The sequence below is a fragment of the Streptantibioticus cattleyicolor NRRL 8057 = DSM 46488 genome, assembly GCF_000240165.1.
GTDB lineage: Bacteria > Actinomycetota > Actinomycetes > Streptomycetales > Streptomycetaceae > Streptantibioticus > Streptantibioticus cattleyicolor.
This window is the reverse complement of record NC_017586.1, coordinates 503542-524010: the sequence shown is the minus strand read 5'-3', so window position 1 is coordinate 524010 and position 20469 is coordinate 503542. Positions and strand designations below refer to the sequence as shown.

1 protein-coding gene (only partly in view) is annotated in these 20469 nt (G+C 72.7%); it reads left to right on the top strand.

The genetic code is table 11. The features are described from left to right. Positions 1–203 precede the first annotated feature (203 nt). Positions 204–20469 carry the 5' portion of a WXG100-like domain-containing protein gene (locus SCATT_RS01930; RefSeq protein WP_014627318.1) on the top strand. Its footprint extends 22430 nt past the window's final position, so 20266 of the gene's 42696 nt are visible here — the first part of the coding sequence; its start codon is at positions 204–206; its stop codon lies off the right edge, out of view.

Sequence of the window (20469 nt, the reverse complement as noted above, 5' to 3'; positions counted from 1 at the left end):
GTCCGTCAGGTCATGGCATTCCCGGGCGTGTTGGCTTTCCGATCATCCGACGGTTGACTGTCTTCTCCCAGTGTTCTCGATGGTCCCCGTCTTCTCGATAGTCCCGTCTTCTCGATAGTTGCAGTGTTCTCCCGCTCGTTGTGGTGTCCGGTGGAGGTCGGCGTGGATGCGTTCGTGAGCATCACGACGGAAGGCCGCCGCCCATGAGCATCATGTTGCCGTCGGGGTTGCAGTGGGTCGCGGCGCTGGCGGGTGGTGAGTGGCCCAAGGCCGATGAGGACAAGCTGTGGGAGCTTGCGCAGGTCCATCGGGACTTCGCGAACGAGATCCGGGCGATCGCCAATGATTTCCAGCCTGCGGTCGATGATGTGAAGGCGGGGGTCTCGGGGGAGACGGCCGAGGCGTTCGAGCAGTATCTGGCGAAGTTGCAGAAGAATCTGCCGCAGGTGGCGTCGGCGGCGGAGCAGGTGGCGGACTCCTGTGATCAGACGGCGCTGCAGATCCAGTACTCCAAGATCATGATTTTGATGATGCTGGGGTGGATGGCGGCGGAGATCGCTTTTCTGGCGTGGTGGTGTCCGGAGTCGTTGCCGGAGATCATCGCGCAGGGGCGGGCCGCGATCGGGATGATCCTGTGGCGGCTGGGGGCGGCGGTCGCGGTCAATGTGGCGGCTGCGGGGTTGATGGACGCGATCGCCCAGTTGATCCAGTTCGGTGAGGGCAAGCGGCATTCGTGGGACTGGAAGAACACGGAGATGGCGCTGGGTGCGGGTGCCATCAACGGGGCGATCACGGGTGCGTTGTTCATGGCGGGCGGCGCGGTGGCGCCGAAGCTGCTGGAGACGCTGCTGGGCAAGATGCTGGTGGGCGGTCTCGGTGGCGCCGCGGGGATGGCGGCCACGGACGCGGCGTTCGACATCGACGGCAACCCCGGCCTGGGCTTCGTCGCGGGCGCGGTGGGCGGTGCGATCGGGCACATCCCCACGGCGCTCGGCAAGACCGGCAACAAGGGCGGCAAGGGCAAAGGCGGTGACGACGGGGACTTCGCCGACGTACCGAGAACACCCGGCGAGGCTCCCCCCCTCGACCTGCCGGATCCCGGCGAGGGCCTGCCCACACCGCCACGCGGTGACATCGGGGGCGAAGGCGGCGACGGATACGCCCACGTACCGACCGAGAGCGACACCACCTTCACCGGCCCCGACCGTACGGATTCCGGAAGCACGTACCGTTACGTGCCGTTGGACAGAGACCTCGGGTCGCAGGGCGGCAGTGACCGGGTGCCGTTCTTCGAGGACGGCGGCACACATGCCGAGGGGGACCGGACGGCCACCTCCTCCGTCGGCGCACCCCTGCCGGAGACCTTCGGCGGCGACGCGGGTGGCACGCCAGGCAACGCACAGCGCACGCATGACGACGTGTCGAGCCTCGGCGACGAGAGCTTCGACGACAACGTGACGGTCTCCGGGATCTCCGTGGGCGACCCGCCGCTCATCCCGAGGAACGCCCGCACCGGCACCGACGGAACGAGCGGTGCCCACGGTGAGGCACCGGCCGGCACGCGGAACTCCCAGGACACCGAACGGCCGTTCACCACGGAAGCACGCCCCACGGTGACCGGCGGCCACGACGAGGTGGCGGCCACCCATCCGCGTGAACTCCCCGGTTTCGAGACCACGTTCCGCGATGCGCCCGCCGCCGCGACCACCACACGACCCGAAGACGTCACGCTCGAACACGGGGCGCCCACCGACCGGGCAGGCACCGGTGGGCCACACCTCACGTCCGAGACGCTGCGTGACATCCCGCACGCCACCGACCGGACCGTCGAGGCCTGGCGCGACCAGGTCGAGCCCGGCGCCCCGGTGCCCCAGACCGAGATCCGCACGCCCGTCGCCGACCATCCGGCCGAGCCGGCCGGAACTCCGACCGCGACGCACCCCACCGACACCGGCACCTTCCACCAGCCGCCCGCCGGAACCACCACCCACGATCACCCGGCGGAGCCCGTCTCGGCCCCACCGCACTCCGTACCGGTGGACCGGCCGACCACCCACGACGTGCCGCACACTTCGGAGCCGGCACCGGTGGCACGCGGACCGCAGGACGTTCCGCACGAGACCGGGCCGTCCGACCGGGCTCCGGCGGACGCGCCCACCACGCACGAGACCGGGCCGTCCGACCGGGCTCCGGCGGACGCGCCCACCACGCACGAGACCGGGCCGTCCGACCGGGCTCCGGCGGACGCGCCCACCACGCACGAGACCGGGCCGTCCGACCGGGCTCCGGCGGACGCGCCCACCACGCACGAGACCGCGCCCACCGACCGGGCCCCGGTGAACGCGCCCACCACGCACGAGCCGGGCGGCGCTTCGCACACGTCGGCACCGTCGGAACCCACCCCGCTGACCCACGAAACGCAGGGCGCGCCGCAGCCGACCCACTCCATCCCGCCGCAGGAACGGCCCACCGGAACGGAAGGGGCCCCGGACGGCGTTCCGTCCTCGTCCACGCGACAAGACGAAGGCACCGGCAGCACGCAGCCCACCGGGCCCGACACCTCAGCGGCGGATCACCGGCCCATCCCGGACGCCGGGCAGGAACCCGCCGTTACGCCGCAGGGCACGATGGCCGTACCGCCGGGCGGGGGCGGCGGCCCGACGGGGGCGCGGGGCGGCGAGCCGCAGGCACCGGCGTCCCCGACACGCGGCACGCAGTCACCGGCGACCCCGAGCACGACCCCGTCCGACACACCGCGCGGCGAACGGAGCGGCACGCCTCCGACCGCCCCCGCGGACCGGGGACCCGCCGCACGGCCGGAGACGACGGGCGGCGCGCCGACCCCGGAGACGACGGCCGGCTCCACCGGACGCGGCCGTACCGAGACGCCGCCCGGTCAGCTCGCGGAGGCGCTGAAGGGCACCGAGGCACCGCGGAGCCTGCCCGTCGACGGCCCCGCCGAACCGCGCGGCACGGAAGGCGACTCGACCGCGACCGCGTCCGACGGGCCCGGGGTGACCGCACGTCCCGAGTCGCTGACCGCCATGCAGGGCATGCCGGTGCCGCGGCACCCGGCGTCCGAGCCGCCGCCGGGGAACGGCGGCGGCGGGCTCGGCGCCCGGCTGCGTTCCCTGGTCACCGGACGGACCCCGAAACCGGAGGCACCTGCCGCACCCACCGGACCTGGGCGGGCGGACGGCACCAACTCCCCGCGTCCCGAAGCCACTTCACCCACCTCTCCGAGCCGCCCGGAAGACACCGGAGGAACCCCGGAACCGGAGGCACCGGGCACCCCCGGCGAGCACGAAGACACCGGTACGCCGCCCGACCGGCTGGCCGAGATGTTCGCGGGGAGCGACGTTCCCCGCGACGCGATCGGCGAGCCCCCCGCCGCACCCGGAGGCAAGGAGGAGAAGCCGGACGCCCGGCTCGACGACGCCCCCGCCGCACCCGGCCGTGAACCGCAGGGCATCGAGGCGTGGGCCGAGGAACGGGTCGACGCCCTGAACCAGGCGGCGCGGCAGGCCGGGATGTCCGAGGAGACCCGCAAGGCCCTGGCCGAACCGGTCTTCGACGCGCTGAACACCCACGCCTGGGGCCAGGCCCGGCGCGGCCTGGAACAGTTCCGCCTGGAGGTCGATGCACGGGCGCTCACCCAGCGGTACGAAGCGTTCCGCGAACACGCCGACGGCGGCTTCGACCGGCTGGGCGAGCAGGGCGCGTCACGCACCGAGTGGCAGCAGAAGGTCGACGCGGTCGAAAGCGCCCGGCGTGGCGGCGACCCGGACACGCTGGACGCGGCGCTGCGCGAGTACACCGGGTACGTCGAGCAGCACACACCCGCCGAGCGGCTGACCGGAGACGACGCGGCCTCGGCGTTCGACCCCGAGATCCAACGGCTCCGCGAGGCGATCGCCAAGGCACCTGCCGGCACCGACGTCGAGACTCTGCGGGCGCAGTTGCGGGACCGCCTGGAGGTGGCGACCCTCCGGGACAACCTGCGCAACCGGGTCTCCAGGCCGGGCGACGCGGACGACGAGGGGCCGCTCCGCCAGCGACTCGACGAGGCCCGCACTCCGCAGGAGGCCCAGCGCGCGCTGGAAGACCTCCAGGCATACCGCGACCTGCGGGCACGACTGGACGAGGTGGACTCCCTCGGCGCGGACCGGACCGACGCGGCGCTGGCCGAACGGTTGGGCGCCCTCCGTGACACGTCACCCACGACGGAGCGCGAGCTGCGCGACCGGGTGGACCAGGCCACCGACCCGCAACAGGCCGCTGAGGCACTCGACGACCTGCACGCCTTCCGCGACCTGCAAGAACGCCTGGACCGCCTGGGTGAAGAGCCCACCTCCGTACCGGACGAGGCGGAACTGCGCGCCCGGCTCGACGCCCTCGACGACGGGAAGTCGGGGCTCCGTTCCGGCCTGCGGGAGGGGCTGGGCCAGGCCCGGTCCCAACAGGAGGCCGCCCGCGCCTTCGACGACTACGAGGCCGGCCTGCGCAGCCAGGAGGAGGACCGCCAGGCACAGGTGCGCGACCTGCGTGCCCGGATCGACGACCTCAGCGCGCAGCACACCGAGCAACTGCTGAACGGTGACACGGACGGTGCGGCTCACACCAGCGAACGCATCACGGAGGCCGAGCGGCAGCTCGACGACACGCTGACGTACGACGAACACCGGGCGGACCTGCGGGCGGAGGCGTTCCGGCACGACGATCCGTGGATCGACCCGGGACACCTCCAGCGGATCAGCGACGACACCGGGTCGTCGCCCGACCCGTCCTCCGACGACGCCCCCGCCGGTGACGGCGACCCCCACGCCGGCGACGCTCCCGAGCGCCCCGGCACGGAGACCGGGACCCCTTCGGACACCCTGAGCCTCCCGGACGTCCCGAGCTTTCCGGACCCCCCGCAGGACACCCCTCGTTCCGGTGCCGGAACCGATGCCCCGGCCACCGGTCCGGGCCGGACGGCGACAGCGCTGGCCCCGTCCGGCCCGGACGAACACCAGCTCCAGGCCGACCGCCTGGCTCCGCCCACCGAGGCGCGGACCACCGACCCGGGTCCCGCCCCCGCCCTGGGCGACCTGGAATCGCTCCGGACCCCCGACGAGACGCGCCAGGACGGGCAGAGCCACCAGGAGGTGCCGAACCCGCCTGCCCGCGCGCCTCGTTACGCCCCGGGCCTGGAAACGATCGCCGAGGAGCCCGAGGCGCCGGCCGCCACCACGGACGCCCTCACCGACCAGCCCGACGCCCACGACACTTCCCCGCCCCCCGTCGAGGACGCACCCTCGGCCACGCCGCACGAGCCGACGGCGCCGGATGCCACCCACGCACCCGACCCGTCCAGCACGACCGACCTCCCGGACCCGCTCCACGCCGACACGTCACACACCACCGAGGAACCGCACACCCAGGCCACCGACCCCGCCGCCGAGGCCCGCGCCCAGGCGGCCGAGGCCGCCAACGCCAAGGCCGCCGCCGCGCTGGCCGCCACCCACGACGCCCTGGCCGTCCGCGACCGGATCAACCAGGAGTTCGACGGCCACCTGGAGGCCTTCCCGGACCTGCGCGATCCCGCCGCCGCCCCGCAGGTCGCCGCCGTCCGGGAATGGTTCGCCGACGCCAGACTCACCGGCGCCGCCGCCGACAGCCACGCGCCGCTCGGCGACCAGCTCACGCAACGACTGGGCCAGGCCAACGACGACTTCCTCGCGCACAGCAACACCCGGCAGCTCTTCCAGGAGAAGATCGCCTCTGGACGCACCCCCGCCCCGAGGCCCCTGGTCTTCGACCGCTCGCCCCAAGTCGCCCAGCTCCAGGAGGACTTCCACCAGGCCGTGGTGGACGAGAGGGGACTCCGGGCCGCCGCCGCGTCCACCGACGTCATCGAGGTGCCGCCCCACCTCGTCGAGGACTTCCGGAACCGCTACGACGAACTGCGCGACGCCTGGACGGCCGACGACATCGCCTTCGGCGGCGCACTGCACGCCGGCGAGGCGCACGGTGACCTGACGGCACCGCTGCCGTACTGGGACAGCCGGATCGAGTCGTGGTACGAGCAGAAGCTGGACGCGTTGCGGGAGCAGTACCTCGCCGACCGCCGGGCGGCGGAGACGACCGAGGACCCGGCGGCCGAGATTGGGCGGCTGGACCAGCAGGTGAACCAGGCCGCCACCGCGCTGCGCGACCAGGCGTCCAAAATCACCGGTCTGACCGACACGTTCGAGCGGCACAGCCAGTCGCAGTGGCGGCCCCAGGAGGACTGGGACAGCCGACTGGCCTCCTGGTACCAGCAGCAGAAGGCCGCCATCGCCGAGCCGCTGCTGCACCGGCTGACACAACAAGGACAGGACGCCTGGCCCGGCGTCCGGGCCGAGTTCGACCGGCAGGCCGCCGACCTCACCCGGGTCGCGGAGGACCGTCACCGGTACCACCAGGAATTCGACGCGCTCGTCGCCGCCCAACCGGACGAGCGCGGCCCGGTCTCCTCCCCGGCGACGTCCGACTGGGCCGACCGGCAGAACGACGCCGCCCGCCAGACGTACGTCCAGGAACGCGAGGCCGCCGACACCCCGGCCGGCGCGCGCTTCACCCACGTACCGCCACCGCCGCACGCCCAGGCGGGGGACTGGCGCATCCCGGCCTGGGCCCGCGACCAGGAAGAACTGTTCACCGAATACGGCGACCGATTCGACCAGGCCAAGCGCCTGGCCGAGGCCCGGGAGCCCTTCGACCGAGCCTTCGACGCGTGGGCGGAGTCGGCCGGACACCGACTCGACGCCCACCAGCTCAACGAGGCCCGAAGGGACGCCTGGGCCGTCCACGAGCAGGCGCTCGGCGAGGGCACCGCCCCCGACCCGCACAACACCTTCACCGCCGAAGCCATACGGCAGGCCGCCATCAACCGCGGCCGGCGTGCCTTCGTGGACGCCTTCCGCGCCTGGCTCAACGACCACCACCACCGCATACCGGAGAGCTCCCTCCCGTTCGAGAAGACACCCGAGATCGCCGACGCCGTCGGCAAGAACATGTCGGAGCGCTTCGACAGGGAACTGCGGGACGCCGTCGACAAGGTGTTTCCCAGCGGCCTCGACATCGGGTCCGAGGACCTGGCTGCCATGGTGGCCCAGGCTCGGAAGCGGCTGAAGGCCATGATCGGTGCCCTGCGGGACCGCTTCGACCAGCACGCCATCTACGAGACCCAACGCGCCCGCCTCAAGGCCGAGTTCGACGCTCTCGCGGACACCTACCACGACCACCTCGACGACGACACCCGCGGAGTCCTCGAAGCCTTCGACGCGGAGAACACGCCGATCTCCCGTCCGGGCCGGGAGACGGTGCTGCGCCAGGCCGCCGAGGAACTGGACGATGCGTTCACCAAGGTCTTCGGAACGAACGAGGTGCCCAAGGACCTGTTCGACCGCACCGAGCAGCCGCTGGAGCGCTGGCCCTGGCACTTCGACAATGTCGCCTCCGGCCTGCCGGAGAAGCTGGCCTTCCAGGCCGCCCGTGAGAAGGCGCTGCGTGACACCCTGGAGGACGTCGCCGAGGCCGCCCGCACTTGGGAGGCCGCGACCTCCTCGCTGGGTGCGGCGTTCCGGCGCCGGTTCCCCGGCCTCCATCAGGGCCAGGTCACCGGCAACGTGCTGCGCGACACGCAGACCGGCGTCGCCGCCAACGTCAGAGCCCTGTTCGACAACACCATGAGCGGCGCCGAGCCGCTGGTGGAGCGCCTGGAGAAGTGGCACAACGCGTACGCCCAACTGACCGATCGTGACCGCATCCACACCGGGCTGCTCCGCCAGTACGCCCGCAACGGCGCGCTGGACTCGGCGGCCAAGGTCTTCACGGACCAACTCGCCACGTGGCAGGCGGCCCACCCCGAACAGCCCCTCACCCAGGCCGACATCGACCGGGCCAAGACGGCCTGGGACGAACGCGTACTCTCCGCCTTCGACACCGCCTTCGACGCCAAGGCCACCAAACCTGGCGACCTCGGCGCGGGCATCTGGCAGTGGGACGCCCTCCTGGCCCGCGAGGCCGACCGGCTCCCGGCCCACTTCGCCTTCGAGTCCGGCGCCGCCCACACCTTCGACAGCGTCAACTCCGACCGGCCCTTCGGCGACCTCACCTCGGACCCGGACTTCCGGGACGCCTTCGTCGACCGCTACCAGCACCGCTGGGCTCCCGAGGCGCTTCCCGACACCTGGACGGACCGCGCCGCCGCCGGTATCGACCCCGGTGACAACGCCCGCACCCCGGCCGCCGCCACCGACGACGGCACCCGGTCGCTGACCACCGCCGCCACGGAGCCGTCCGCCGCCGAGACACCCGTCGGCCCTGGCCGGGTCAGCCGCTCTGGGTCTGTCAGCGGCGACGACGCCCGCACCCCGGCCGCCACCACCGACGACGGCACCCGGTCGCTGATCACCGCTTCCCCGGAGCCGTCCGCCCCCGACACGCTCGCCGACCCCGGCCGGATCAGCCGCCCCGGGTCCGTCAACGACGTCGCCCCCACGAACGAGCCGCGCGAGGCCTCGCTCACGGATCAGCCGCACGAGGTGCCCTCCACGAGCGAGTCGCACGACCTCCCGCAGCCCGACCAGGGACACGAGGCTCCCCCCGCTCAGGAGCCCCACGACCTCCCGCCGTCCGAGGAGGAAGCCCCGGCCGAAACCGGTCCCGTCACCCGGCGCGACACGAACCTGCTCTTCGGTACCGAACCGGTGACCCGGCCCCCGTCGGCCGTCCACGCGCCGAGGTTCCCGCAGTTCTTCGCACCGACGTCACCGATGCGGCAGGAATACCTGGAACGGTCGGCGGAGTACGGGTTGCAGACGGCCCGGAACCTGGCGAACGACCCCGCGATCCGCCTGAGCCCGCACAAGGCACTGGACCACATGGTCGAGGACGCGCAGGCCAGGTACGGGCATTCCGCCCAGGGGCGGGACGTCGTCAACGCGATGCTCATGCCGGACCGGATGATCGCCCGGTTCGAAGGCGACCAGCCCCGCACCGGCGGCCTGGGCCGTGCCGTACGAGCCGCGTGGTCCCGCATCAGCGACGGCTACGTGGCGAGCGCGCTGCGGCCACTGCTGAAGTCGGGGGACTACGACAGGTCGATCGCCGCGTTCCTGGGCGGCGCCACCTGGTACGCCTCGCGCCACCCGGAGCTGGCGCCGGCCGGTCCGAGGCCGCGGGGGGACGTGTGGGACGCCGAGATGCGGCAGCGCGGCTACCGGGGGTTCAGCGACCTGACCTCCCAACAGCTCGACCACGCCCGGCAGATCGAGCTGATGCTCAACGTCTACCGGCACCTGGGCGCCTCCGACTACGACCTCCTCTTCTTCCGTGACGCGCTGGCCGGCCGCTACCTGTCGCAACCCGACGCGCTGCCGTGGGAGTGGTTCCTCGACACCTCGCACCGCGCCGGGGTCTGGGACCGGCACGTTGAGCCCGATCCGTGGGTGACGGACGCCTCCCGGGTGCACGGGTGGATCCATGGCGTCCTCAACCCCATGGGCCGGCTGCCCAAGGACCTGCCCGCCGACGACCCGGCGCGCACCGTGCTCCACCAGCCGCCGCACGTGGCGATGTACGAGAAGGCGACCGCGGACCTGCTCGGCGCGGAGGTCACCGGCCAGGGCGACTGGACCGACCCCACGGTCCTCAACCAGGGGATCGCGCAGCACGTCGGCGCCGAACCGGCGGCGACCGACGTGTGGACACAGCGCCGGCAGGCATGGGCGGACGCGCTGCGCAACCAGGGGATCCTGGAGGCCCTGCCGAGCCTGCGGTCGGGACACTCCATGGCGCTGACGCTGGCCTCCGGCCCGGACCGCACGTTCTTCCGGCCCGGCCTCACCCTCGACGGCCTGCGCGACCTCATCCGCTCGGTGCCGGCGCAGGCCCGGCCCGGCGACCGGACGACCTGGCCGCTGGTGATGCTCCGCGACCCCGCGATCCGCGCGGCGGTCGACCGTTCCGCGCCGCCGGAGGAACTGGCGGCGGCGGTCGACGCGTTCGCCAATGCGGCGGATGAGGGGCTGCTCGCCGAGGTGCGCGGGCACGCCGCCATGGCGGGCGAGGCCCTCGACCTGCTCCAGGCCGAGCCGGCCGACCACGGCCCGATGTACTACGTGGCCGTCGCGCCCGGCCCGCTGCCGCCCAAGGCGGGGCTCGACGCGCTCAAGGGCCGGCAGGAGGAACTGCCGCCGTTCGCGCTGTGGACGTCCAGCCGCGACGTCGCCGTGGCGAAACTGGGCGAACTGGCGAAGCGGGTGTCGCCGCACGCCGGACACCCGGTGCTGCTGGAACTGCCGGACCCGGTGTCGATCCGCAAGACGGCGCTCTTCTCCCGCACCCCCGGTGACTTCGCCGCGCAGGCCCCCGGACCGATGCGGCTGCGGATCGACCAACCCGGGCACGGGCACGCCGACTCCGGCGACCTGTGGTACTCGCACCTCGTCGTCGGCGAGGTCGCGCCGCACACGCCGCGGGTCCCGTGGGACAACGAGATCCTGATGCGCGAGGTGCGCGACGGGCAGGGCACCCTCATCGGCTTCGAAAGCTACGAGCTGACGGACCTGCCGGCCCGTCAGAAGGCGTTGCGGGCCATCCTCGGCTCCGACCACTACAGCGTGGAGCCACTCCAGCCCTCGGGCACGCGCGCGGCCGGTCCGGCCAAGAAGGTGTCGCTGCCGACCGGCTTCGACAAGCACTCGGGGCAGCCCGCATCGGTGGTCTTCACCTCCCACGGCAGCAGGCGTTCCGCCGTGACGCTCGGCCGGTACGGCCAGGTGTTCACCAGCGGCTCACAGTCCGGGCGGGCGTTCGCCACGCGACTGGCGGAGGCAGGCATCCCGGAGGAGACCCCGGTCCTGCTGTGGCAGTGCTCGGTGGGCGCCAAGGTCCCCGGACTGTCGTCGGTGGCGCAGTTGTCGGCCGATCAGCAGCCGGCGCAGCGTGTCCTCGCGGCGGGGAACACGATCGCGGCCGTGTACGAGGACGGCCGTAAGGCGCTGTACCCCTACTGGGGGTCGGAGCCCGAGTCCGACCTGGCGATCCTGGACTTCCGCCCGAGGACGGGCGGCGGTCACACCGCGGCCAACACCGTCGACCCGTACTTCGCGGGCCAGGCGGGCCGCTACACGGAGTTCGGACCCGCGTGGGACCAGATCACCGAGGAGTACGAGAAGGCCCTGGGCGGCTGGCTGACCGACGACCGCGCCGGGTACGACATCCTCAAGCAGGCCGTGGAGACGCTGGCCGGCTCCGGTCTCCACAAGGTGACCCTCGACCTCAGCGTGCCCGGGCACCATCCGCACGAGCTGATGCCCGTCCTCTCCGAGGCCGCCATGGAGCGGTACCCGAACGCCTACGGCTCCTGGGTGACCGACGACCCGGCGGTCCAGGACCGGCTCCTGCGGGAACGCGGGATGAGGGTGCACCTCGGCTCGGGGTTCAACACCGGTGCTTTGTACTGGATGTACCACGCGCTCAAACTGCCCAGCGAGGGCTTCCCCTCGTTCGTCAAGGCGGTCTTCGGCTGGGGCCTGGCCAACGGCCACCCCCTCGCCGCGCTCTTCAGCGACCTGCGCGGCTCCGGGATGAGCGCCAACCCCGCCGCGATCGGCGCGGCGCTCTCCGGCACCGGCGTCCACCTGTACGGCCTCGCCGACACCATGTTCGCCCCCCGGGCGGAAGCGCGCCCCGGCCACCCGTCCGAAGCGCTCCGCCCGCCGCACTGGCAGCAGTACGCGGACGACACCGAGCCGCTGCGCGACCTCTTCCGCGACGCGCCCGTCACCATGCCGACGGGCCTGGACCCCGCCCACACCACCGCGTTGCACCTACTCGACAGCGAACCCGACCGCGCGCTGCTCACCGCCGACCCGCGTGAACTACCGGGCCTCGTCCGGGACATGATCGACCAGGCGATGGCGGGCGACCTGATGAGCCTGCCGAAGCTGCTGCTCCAGGACCCCGGGATCTGGGGCTCCCTCCGCAACGCCGTCAACGCCCGCTACAGCAACGACCCCGTCGAGCCGCACCACCAGGCCGTCCGGGACCGCGCCGAACAGATCGTCCCGGACCTGGCCAAGCGGATCCCCGGCCACCGGGCCATGGCCGCCGAAGCGCTCACCGCGCGACCGAAGTCCGGCCCCGGCTACCTCGCCGTCCCCGCCCCGTCCGGCGCCGACCCCGCCGGCCTGACCCGGCTCCACCTCCCGCAGTTCCAGCAGCTCCACCCCGACCCGCAGCAGGCACTGGCCGCGCTCGGTCAACTGCCGCCCGGCAGCCGTCCGTTGGTCGTCCGCGTCACCGACCCGGCGGCCCGCGCCGTCCCGACCCGCGACGGCGACACCCTGTTCCGCTACCCCACCGCGACCGAGCTGCGCATCACCACCCCCGACGGCACGACACCCGACGTACTCGACGCCGTCGAGGCCCCCACCGGCGACCACTCCACGGCGCTCGACGCGGTCCGGTCGGCCGGACACGCCGCCGAGTTGTCCCACGACCCGGGCCAGTTCGCGCAGGCCCGCCCCGCCGAGCACGCGCCGTCGACCGGCACCGCGACGCAGGCACCGGCCGGCCCCGGTGGCGACCCGCGCGCCATGACCTACGGCGGCGCCACGGCTCCGCCGGTCTCGGGGGAGGCGCCGTCGCTGGTCGTCCACGACGACCAGGGGGATGCCGATCTGCTGGAGTGGCCGGACGTCGAGTCGTCGTCGTGGTTCCAGGCGCTGCACCCGGGGCAGCAGGAGCGGCTGCGTGGCGTGGAGGACATGTCGGAGCTCGGGGAGGCGCTGGGCAAGACGCGGAACACGGTGGTCGGCGCCGTGGACGGGGCCGCCGTCGGGGACGTGGAACTGCTCACCGGCGCGCTCACGTTGCGTGGCAACCTCAGTGCCTACGACCCGGAGATGAGACCGGGCCTGCCGACCTCCATGGAGCCTGCCGCGGAACTGGGGACGATGTCCCTGGTCAAGGGCTCGATCACCGAGTTCGGTCACCACGTCCCCTACACCGACGTCATCGTTCCGCACCCGGGCCCGTGGACGGAGTACGAAGGTTCCCGCGGGCTCGCGGCCGGTCTTGAGCACGTGATGGGTCCGGGCAGCCGTGCCTTCGTCCTGACCGACAACGACATGCCCGGCAAGAGCCAGCACGAGACGCTGCTGGCGCAGATCGAGTCGCTCAACGAGGCCAACCGGCACACCCCCGGCTACCTGCCGCTGCGCGCCGAGGTCTCCCAGCCGACGCCGAAGTTCTCGGACGGCAGGTTCACCGTGAAGCTGGGCGGCGCCCCGCTCCTGCTGCGCCACGATCCGCCGTACCACCTGGTCACCGTTACGCGCGGTGCCACGCTGCTGCGGGATCCGCACACCACCCTCGGGCAGCGGGTGCCGTACACCGATGTCGTCGTGCCCAACCCGCGGATGTGGCCCACCCCGGACGAGTTGGCCGCCTCCCTCGATGGTGCGCTGGGACGCAACAGCCACGCCTGGGTGCTCACCGACGGCACCGGCGACGGCATCCGGCCCGAAGACGTGGCCGCGCGGATCGGGGCCGTCAACGAGGCCAACCACAACACCCCGGGTTACCTGCCGCTGCGCGCGGATATCGGCGAGCCCGTGGTGGGCTCGTCCACCGTCGGATTCGGCGGCGTGCCGCTCCGCCTGCGCCCCGACCACCCCTACCGCATCGTCACCGTGGGCCGTGGGGACGTGGCCGGTCCGCCTCTTCAGCCCGCTCCCGTGCCGCGCGCGATGGCGCCGGGGTACCAGGCGTTCCCCCCGTCCGCCGGGGAGGAACTGCCGTCCCTGACCGTGCAGGACGACCTGGGTGAGGGCATTCTCCTCGAGTGGCCGCAGGTCACCGCGTCCCGGTGGTACCAAGAGCTGCACCCGGGACAACAGCAGCGGCTGCGCGGGGTGGAGGACCTGGAAGACCTCGGGACGGCGCTGGATGAGACCCGCAACACCGTCGTGGCCGCCGTCGACGGGGGCAGCGTCGGCGACGCGCAGTTCGTCGCCGGCGCGTTGGGGCTGCGGCACAACGTCAGCGCCTACGACCCGGAGATGGTCGACAGCTTCGAGCAGACCATGGCGCCTGCCGCGGGGGAGGGGACGATATCCCTGGTCAAGGGCTCGATCACTGGGTTCGGACACCACGTCCCCTACACCGACGTCATCGTTCCGCACCCGGGGCCGTGGGCGCTGGGGGACGGGGCCGACGGCCTGGCGGGCTGCCTGGAACACGTGCTGGGGCCGGGCGGCCGTGCCTTCGTCCTGACCGACAACGACATGCCCGGCAAGAGCCAGCACCGGGACCTCGCCGCGCACATCGAGGCCATCAACGAACGCAACGCGAACACCCCGGGCTACCTGCCGATGCGGGTGGAGATCGGCAAGCCGCGGGCGTGGGAACGCGACAACCCGAACACCGTCAACCTGGGCGGCGCTCCGCTGATCCTGCGGCACTCTCCCCCCTGCCACCTGGTCACCGTTACCCGTGGCGCCACCCTGCTGCGGGATCCCGAGGCCGTCACCAGCCTCACCCCGCACGTCCCCCGCACGGACGTCGTCGTAGCCCACCCGACGCAGTGGCCGTCGCTCGAGGGCCCGGACGGCCTGGTGGCCTCGCTGGAGAGCGTGCTCGGGCCCAACAGCCGCGCCTGGATCCTGACCGGCGACGGAACGGGAGAGGGACTCCGGCCCGAGGACGTGGCCGCGCAGGTCGACGCCCTCAACGAGCGCAACGCGAACACCCCGGGCTACCAGCCGCTGCGGGTGGGCACCAGCGAACCCCGGGTGGACACCTCCAACGGTCACGCCACCACCGAACTGGGCGGCGTCCCCGTCCACCTGCGGCAGGGGCAGCGCATCGTCACCATCAGCCGTGGCGCGGTGACCGGCGACCACCACCAGCCCGGGCCCGTCGCGCACACCATGGCCCCGCCGCCGGGCACGACCGACCACACCCCTCCGGCCCCGCCGGCCACCACCGAACACAGCGGCACGGCATCCCAGCCCGCGACCGCGACCACCGCCCCGGCCGCCATCCCCGCCCTCCACCAGCCGCGCTACCCGGCCCTGTTCGAGGGCGGCACGCGCGACCACTACCTGTCCACCTCGGCCACGTACGAATCCACCGTCGCCACGGCGCTCGGCCGCGACCCGCTGGTGGCAGAACACGTGCAGATGGCCCTCGACCACCTGGTGACACGGGCGAAATCGGCACCCGGCGGGATGACCGAGGACTTCCGGAAGGCACTGTTCGGCCAGACGTCACTGGCCGGGTTCGACACCGCCGCCGCCGAGAGGCGACTGCTGGACACGGTGAACCCGCCGTCCTTCGACGAACTTATGGGCGCCTTCACCCGGACCGCCCACCACTACCACCAGAACGAGCAACTGCCGCAGCCCACGGGCCTGCCCCGGCACGGCGCCGACTGGGACGCCGAGATGCGACGGCGCGGCTACCACGGCTCGGCGGACCTGACGGACGCGCAGCGGCGCCAGGCCGAGGACATCGAGGCGGTGCTGACCGCCTACGACCACATGAACGTCCCCGACCGCGCCGACTTCATGGTCCGCGACGCGGCGGCCGCCTGGTACCTGTCGCGGCCCGACGCCCTGCCCATGGAGTGGTTCCTGCACGTCGCCAAGGAGACCGGCTTCCGCGACCCGCAGGTCGAGCCCGACCCGTGGCTGACCGACCGGTCCCGGGTGCACGGGTGGGTGCACGGCTTCCTCGACCCGCTGACGCGGTTGCGGCAGGCCGGCGTGGCCGTCGACAAGGGGATGGCCGACACGCTGGAGGAGCCACCGCACCTGCGCCTGTACCGGGAGCGGACGACACCACTGCTGGGCGGGGACGTCACCGGGCTCGGCTACTGGATACCCCCCACCCGCCTGGGGAAGGACCTGAGCGACATCGGCGGGACGTCGGGTCCGGCGCAGGCACTGTGGCACGACCGCCGGGCAGCCCTGCGGGACATGCTGCGCGACCCCGGCACATTGGACGCGCTGCGGCAAATGACGCAGGGGCACGCGATGGCGCTGACCCTGGCGACCGGCCCCGACAGCCGCTTCTTCCGCCCGGCCGTCGTGGAGGAGGGCCCGCAGGCCCTCGACCGGCTGCGCGAGCACGTCGAGGCCGCCGGTCGCGAGGCCGACCCCGAGGACCGGTCGACCTGGCCTTTGCTGATGCTGCACGACCCCGGCATCCGCGGCGTCGTCGGCCGGTCCGCCACGCCGGAAGAGGTGAAGGCGGCAGTCGACGCCTTCGCGCGCAAGGTGGACGACCAGTTCCTGGCCGAGGTACGCGGCCACGCGTCGATGGCCGACGAGGCGCTGGACGCCCTGCCGGCGAAGCCCGCGGACGGCCGCTCGGTGCTGTACCCCATGACCCAGCAGGGGCCACTGTCCGCCGGAACGTCGACGTCCCCGCTGGCCAACGGCCAGATCGTGCCGGTTCCCGTACGCAACGGCACGTTCGACCGCTCCGGCGCGCTGAAGAAACTCGCCGACACCCTGAAGGACACCGCGCCGGACACCGGGCACGCGGTGCTCTTCGAAGCCGTGGGGCCCAAGACGGCGTACGACACCTCCGTCTTCTCCCGCGCTCCGGGCGAGTACGACGTCGTCTTCCCCTCGCACACCAAGTTCCGTGTGCTACGACAGGGCTACGCCCGCGACGGCGGAACCGGCCTGTGGTACCGGCACGTTCTCGCCGAGGAACTGCCGCCGACCACCCCCAAGGAAGCGTGGGACGACCCGCTCCTGGTCCGCGACATACGCACCGCCAAGGGCGTGTGGTTCGGCTACGCCAGCTTCAACGCGCGGGACGCCACAACCCACCACCCCAACCTCGCGAAGCTCCCCGAGGCGACGCACCACAAGGTCTGGGACGCGCGGAACAAGCAGGACTACGGCACGTGGAAGTCGTCCACCGCGCGGGGCCCCTGGCCGGTGAAGAGCGGGCTCGACCCGGACGGCAAGCCCTACTTCGTGGTCAGCGCTCTGCACGGATCACCCGACCTCGAAGTCGGGGTGGGGCGGTACGGCCGAAGGTTCCTCAGCGGTACCCAGACCGGGGTCGACTCCTTCCGCCGGTTCAAGAAGGCCGGCATCGAAGAGGCCACGCGCTACCTGCAGTTGTCGTGTTCGGCGGCGGCCAAGCGCCCCGGCGTTTCGCTGGCCCAGCAGGCGATCGACGAACACTCGTCGCAGCGCGAGTCCGTCGCCGGTACCACGGTGGTCGCCACCTTGGACGGCGAACCGGACGTGGTTGTGCTCCGGCCGGGGTGGGGGGCCTCCGCACCGCAGTTCGTGACGGTCCGGCCGCGCGACGCCCGTACCCAGGAGATACCCGCCCCCTCCGCCGAGCCGTACTTCGCCGGGCAGGCGGCGCGGTACCCCGTCGGCCGGCCGGACTGGCCGGCCCGCGCGGCCGGGTACGAGACCGCGCTGGGCGAACGGTTCGCCCAGGACCGGGCGGCGTGGGACACCGCGCGGAAGGTGGTACAGGCGCTCGTCGACCGTGGAGACACGGTGACGGCCGATCCCACCCGGCCCGACGTGACCATGCCCGAACTGATCGACGCCGTGCGCACCGCCGCGGGCGACGCGTACCCCGGCGAGAAGACGCTGCCCGGTCTCGGCGTCGTCCCGCAGCGTCGTCTCATGGACGGACGCGGCATCCTGGCACACGCGTACCCGATACCGGGCACGCGCGCGATGTACTGGCTGTACCGCGACCTCGACCTGCCCAGCGACGAGTTCCCGTCCTTTGTGAAAGCCGTCTTCGCCGTGGGACTCGGCAAACGGCACCCGCTCAGCGCGCTCCTCGTCGACCTTCAGCGTTCCGGGATGAGCGGCAACGAGGCCGCGCTCACCGCGGCGCTGTCCGGTACCGGCACCCATCTGTACGGCCTCGCCGACACCGTGTTCGCGCCCCGCGACGGCCTTCCGCCGGGCGATCTGGCGCAACGTCTGCGCCCGCCGCACTGGCAGGCGTACACCGACGCCACGACACACCTCGCCCAGAGCCTGCCGAAGCCCGGCGGCGGCAGCTCCGCCATCTCTGACCGGCTGGATGCCGCCCACGCCACCGCGCTGTACCTGCTCGGCGACGACGCGAGCCGCCCGTTCCTGGAGACCACCACCGGGGACGCGGGAGCCAAGGTGTGGGACACGGTCAACCAGGCCGTGACACGAGGCAGGGCGGGCGGTGATCCGCAACTGCCGCCGCTGCTGGACAACAAGGGCCTGCGCGACGCCGTCGACAAGGCCGTACGCACCGCTCCGGCCGACGCCCGACACGATGACGCCATGCGGGAACTCGCCCAGCGCATCGGGGAGACCGCGCGGGATCTCGGCTATCTGGTCCCCTCCACCCTCGGGCTCGCCACCGAGGGGCTCACGGAGTTGGATCCGATCGACCGCACGGCGTACCTCGCCATCGAGATCTCTGACGCGGCGACGGCCGCCGGAACGATCACGCTGGACCTGCCGCGCCTCCAGGATGTCGAGCTGGACCCGGCCGCCGCGCTCGCCAAACTCGGCGGCGGGGCCGACCCGACCCGCCACGTCCTGGTCGAAATCGACAAGTCCACCGCCCGTGACTTCACCTCGCTGGCGCCCGGCACCGGCCGTCACCACATCCGGTACCCCGACGACACCCGGCTGGCCGTCACCGCGTACAGTACGGATGGGACCCAACAGGTTTGGCGGGCCGTCGAGATGCCCGCCGCCGACCGGAAGGCCGCGCTCGGCGGCGTCAAGGACGTCATCACGGCCGCCGAAGAGAGCAGTGCGCCTCTGCCCGGCAGCATCAGCACCCGGCCGACCACTCGGCCACTCGACGTGTCGGACGACTCCTCCTCCGATGAGGACGGACCCCCGGTCCTGCTGGACCTCAACGACCGGGGCGGCCAGCGGATCGTGAGCTGGGAGGAGATCACCGAGTCCAACCGGTACGGGAAGCTCCACCCCGACCATGTGCAACGGCTCCTCGGCGCCGAGCCGTTCAGCATGATCCAGGACGCCCTGAACAGCACGCGCAACACCGTGGTGGCGGCCGTGGACGGCGCCGTGGGAGCGGAGGACGTCCTGTTCCTCGCCGGAGCCCTGGGCCGCCATCGCAACCTGAGCGCGTACGACCCGGCCATGACGGACTGGCTCGACGAACGCATGCGGCCCGCCGCGGGGTGGGGCACGATGAACCTGGTGCCCGGCTCGGTCACCGGCTTCGGACACCACGTGCCCTACACCGACCTCCTCGTCCCGCATCCCGGACCGTGGGCGACCGAGAGCGGGCCCGGCAGCCTGGCGTGGTCCGTCGAACACGTCCTCGGTCCCAACAGCCGGGCCTGGATCCTCACCGACAACGAACTGCCCGGCGGCAGCCAGTCACAGGCGCTGACCGAGCAGATCGCCGCCATCAACGAGCACAACCGCACCACCCCGGGCTACCTCCCCCTTGAAGCGCGCGTCACGCCGGTCGTTCCCCGCCCGGCCCGTGACTTCGCGGAACAGGTACGGAATGTCACGAAGCCGGACGGCATCCCGCGGCTCCGAGACTTCCCCGGACGGGACGTCGCAGAGGTGGGCGGCATCCCGCTGCTCCTCCGGCACGAGGGCCCGTACGCCCTGGTGATGATCACCCGGGGGACGCAGCCCGCGGCCACGCCGGCGCCCGCCGTCCGGACGATGGGCCCGGTCGGCGCGCCGGTGACCGAGGGGAGCGAGCCGCCCCTCCTTCTGACCGAGGGCGAGGACGGCGACTACCGGGTGCTGGACTGGGAGACCGAGGTCGCCGGGACGCCGTGGTTCAAGGCGATGCACGAGACGCAGCAAGCTCGACTGCGCGCGGTCGAGTCGTACACACCGCTCGACGAGGCGCTGGAGAACGCCCGTCGTCGTCATACCGTCGTGGCGGCGGTGGACGGGGCCGGCCTGGGGGACAGGGCGTTCCTCACCGGCGCGCTGCAACGGCACGGTCACCTCAGCGCGTACGACCCGGATATGAAGTCCACCTTCCGGGACACCATGAACGCGGTGCGGACCGACGGAGAGATGTCGTTGGTTTCCGGCTCGCTGACCGAGTTCGGCCGGCACGTGCCCAACACCGATGTCATCGTTCCGCATCCGGGCCCGTGGGCCCTGGAGGAGAACGGCGGACTGGCGGAGTGCCTTGAGCACGTGATGGGTCCGGACAGCGTCGCGTGGGTGCTGACGGACAACGACATGCCGGGCAAGAGCCAGTGGGGCACGCTCGTCGCGCAGATCGAGGCGCTCAACGAACGCCACCGCGGCACACCCGGGTACCTGCCGCTCACGGTGACGGTGACCAAGCCCCCGACGTTCACCCTGGACGGCCACGACGCCGTGGAACTGGGCGGTGTGCCGTTGCGCCTGCGGCATTCGCCCCCCCATCACCTGGTCA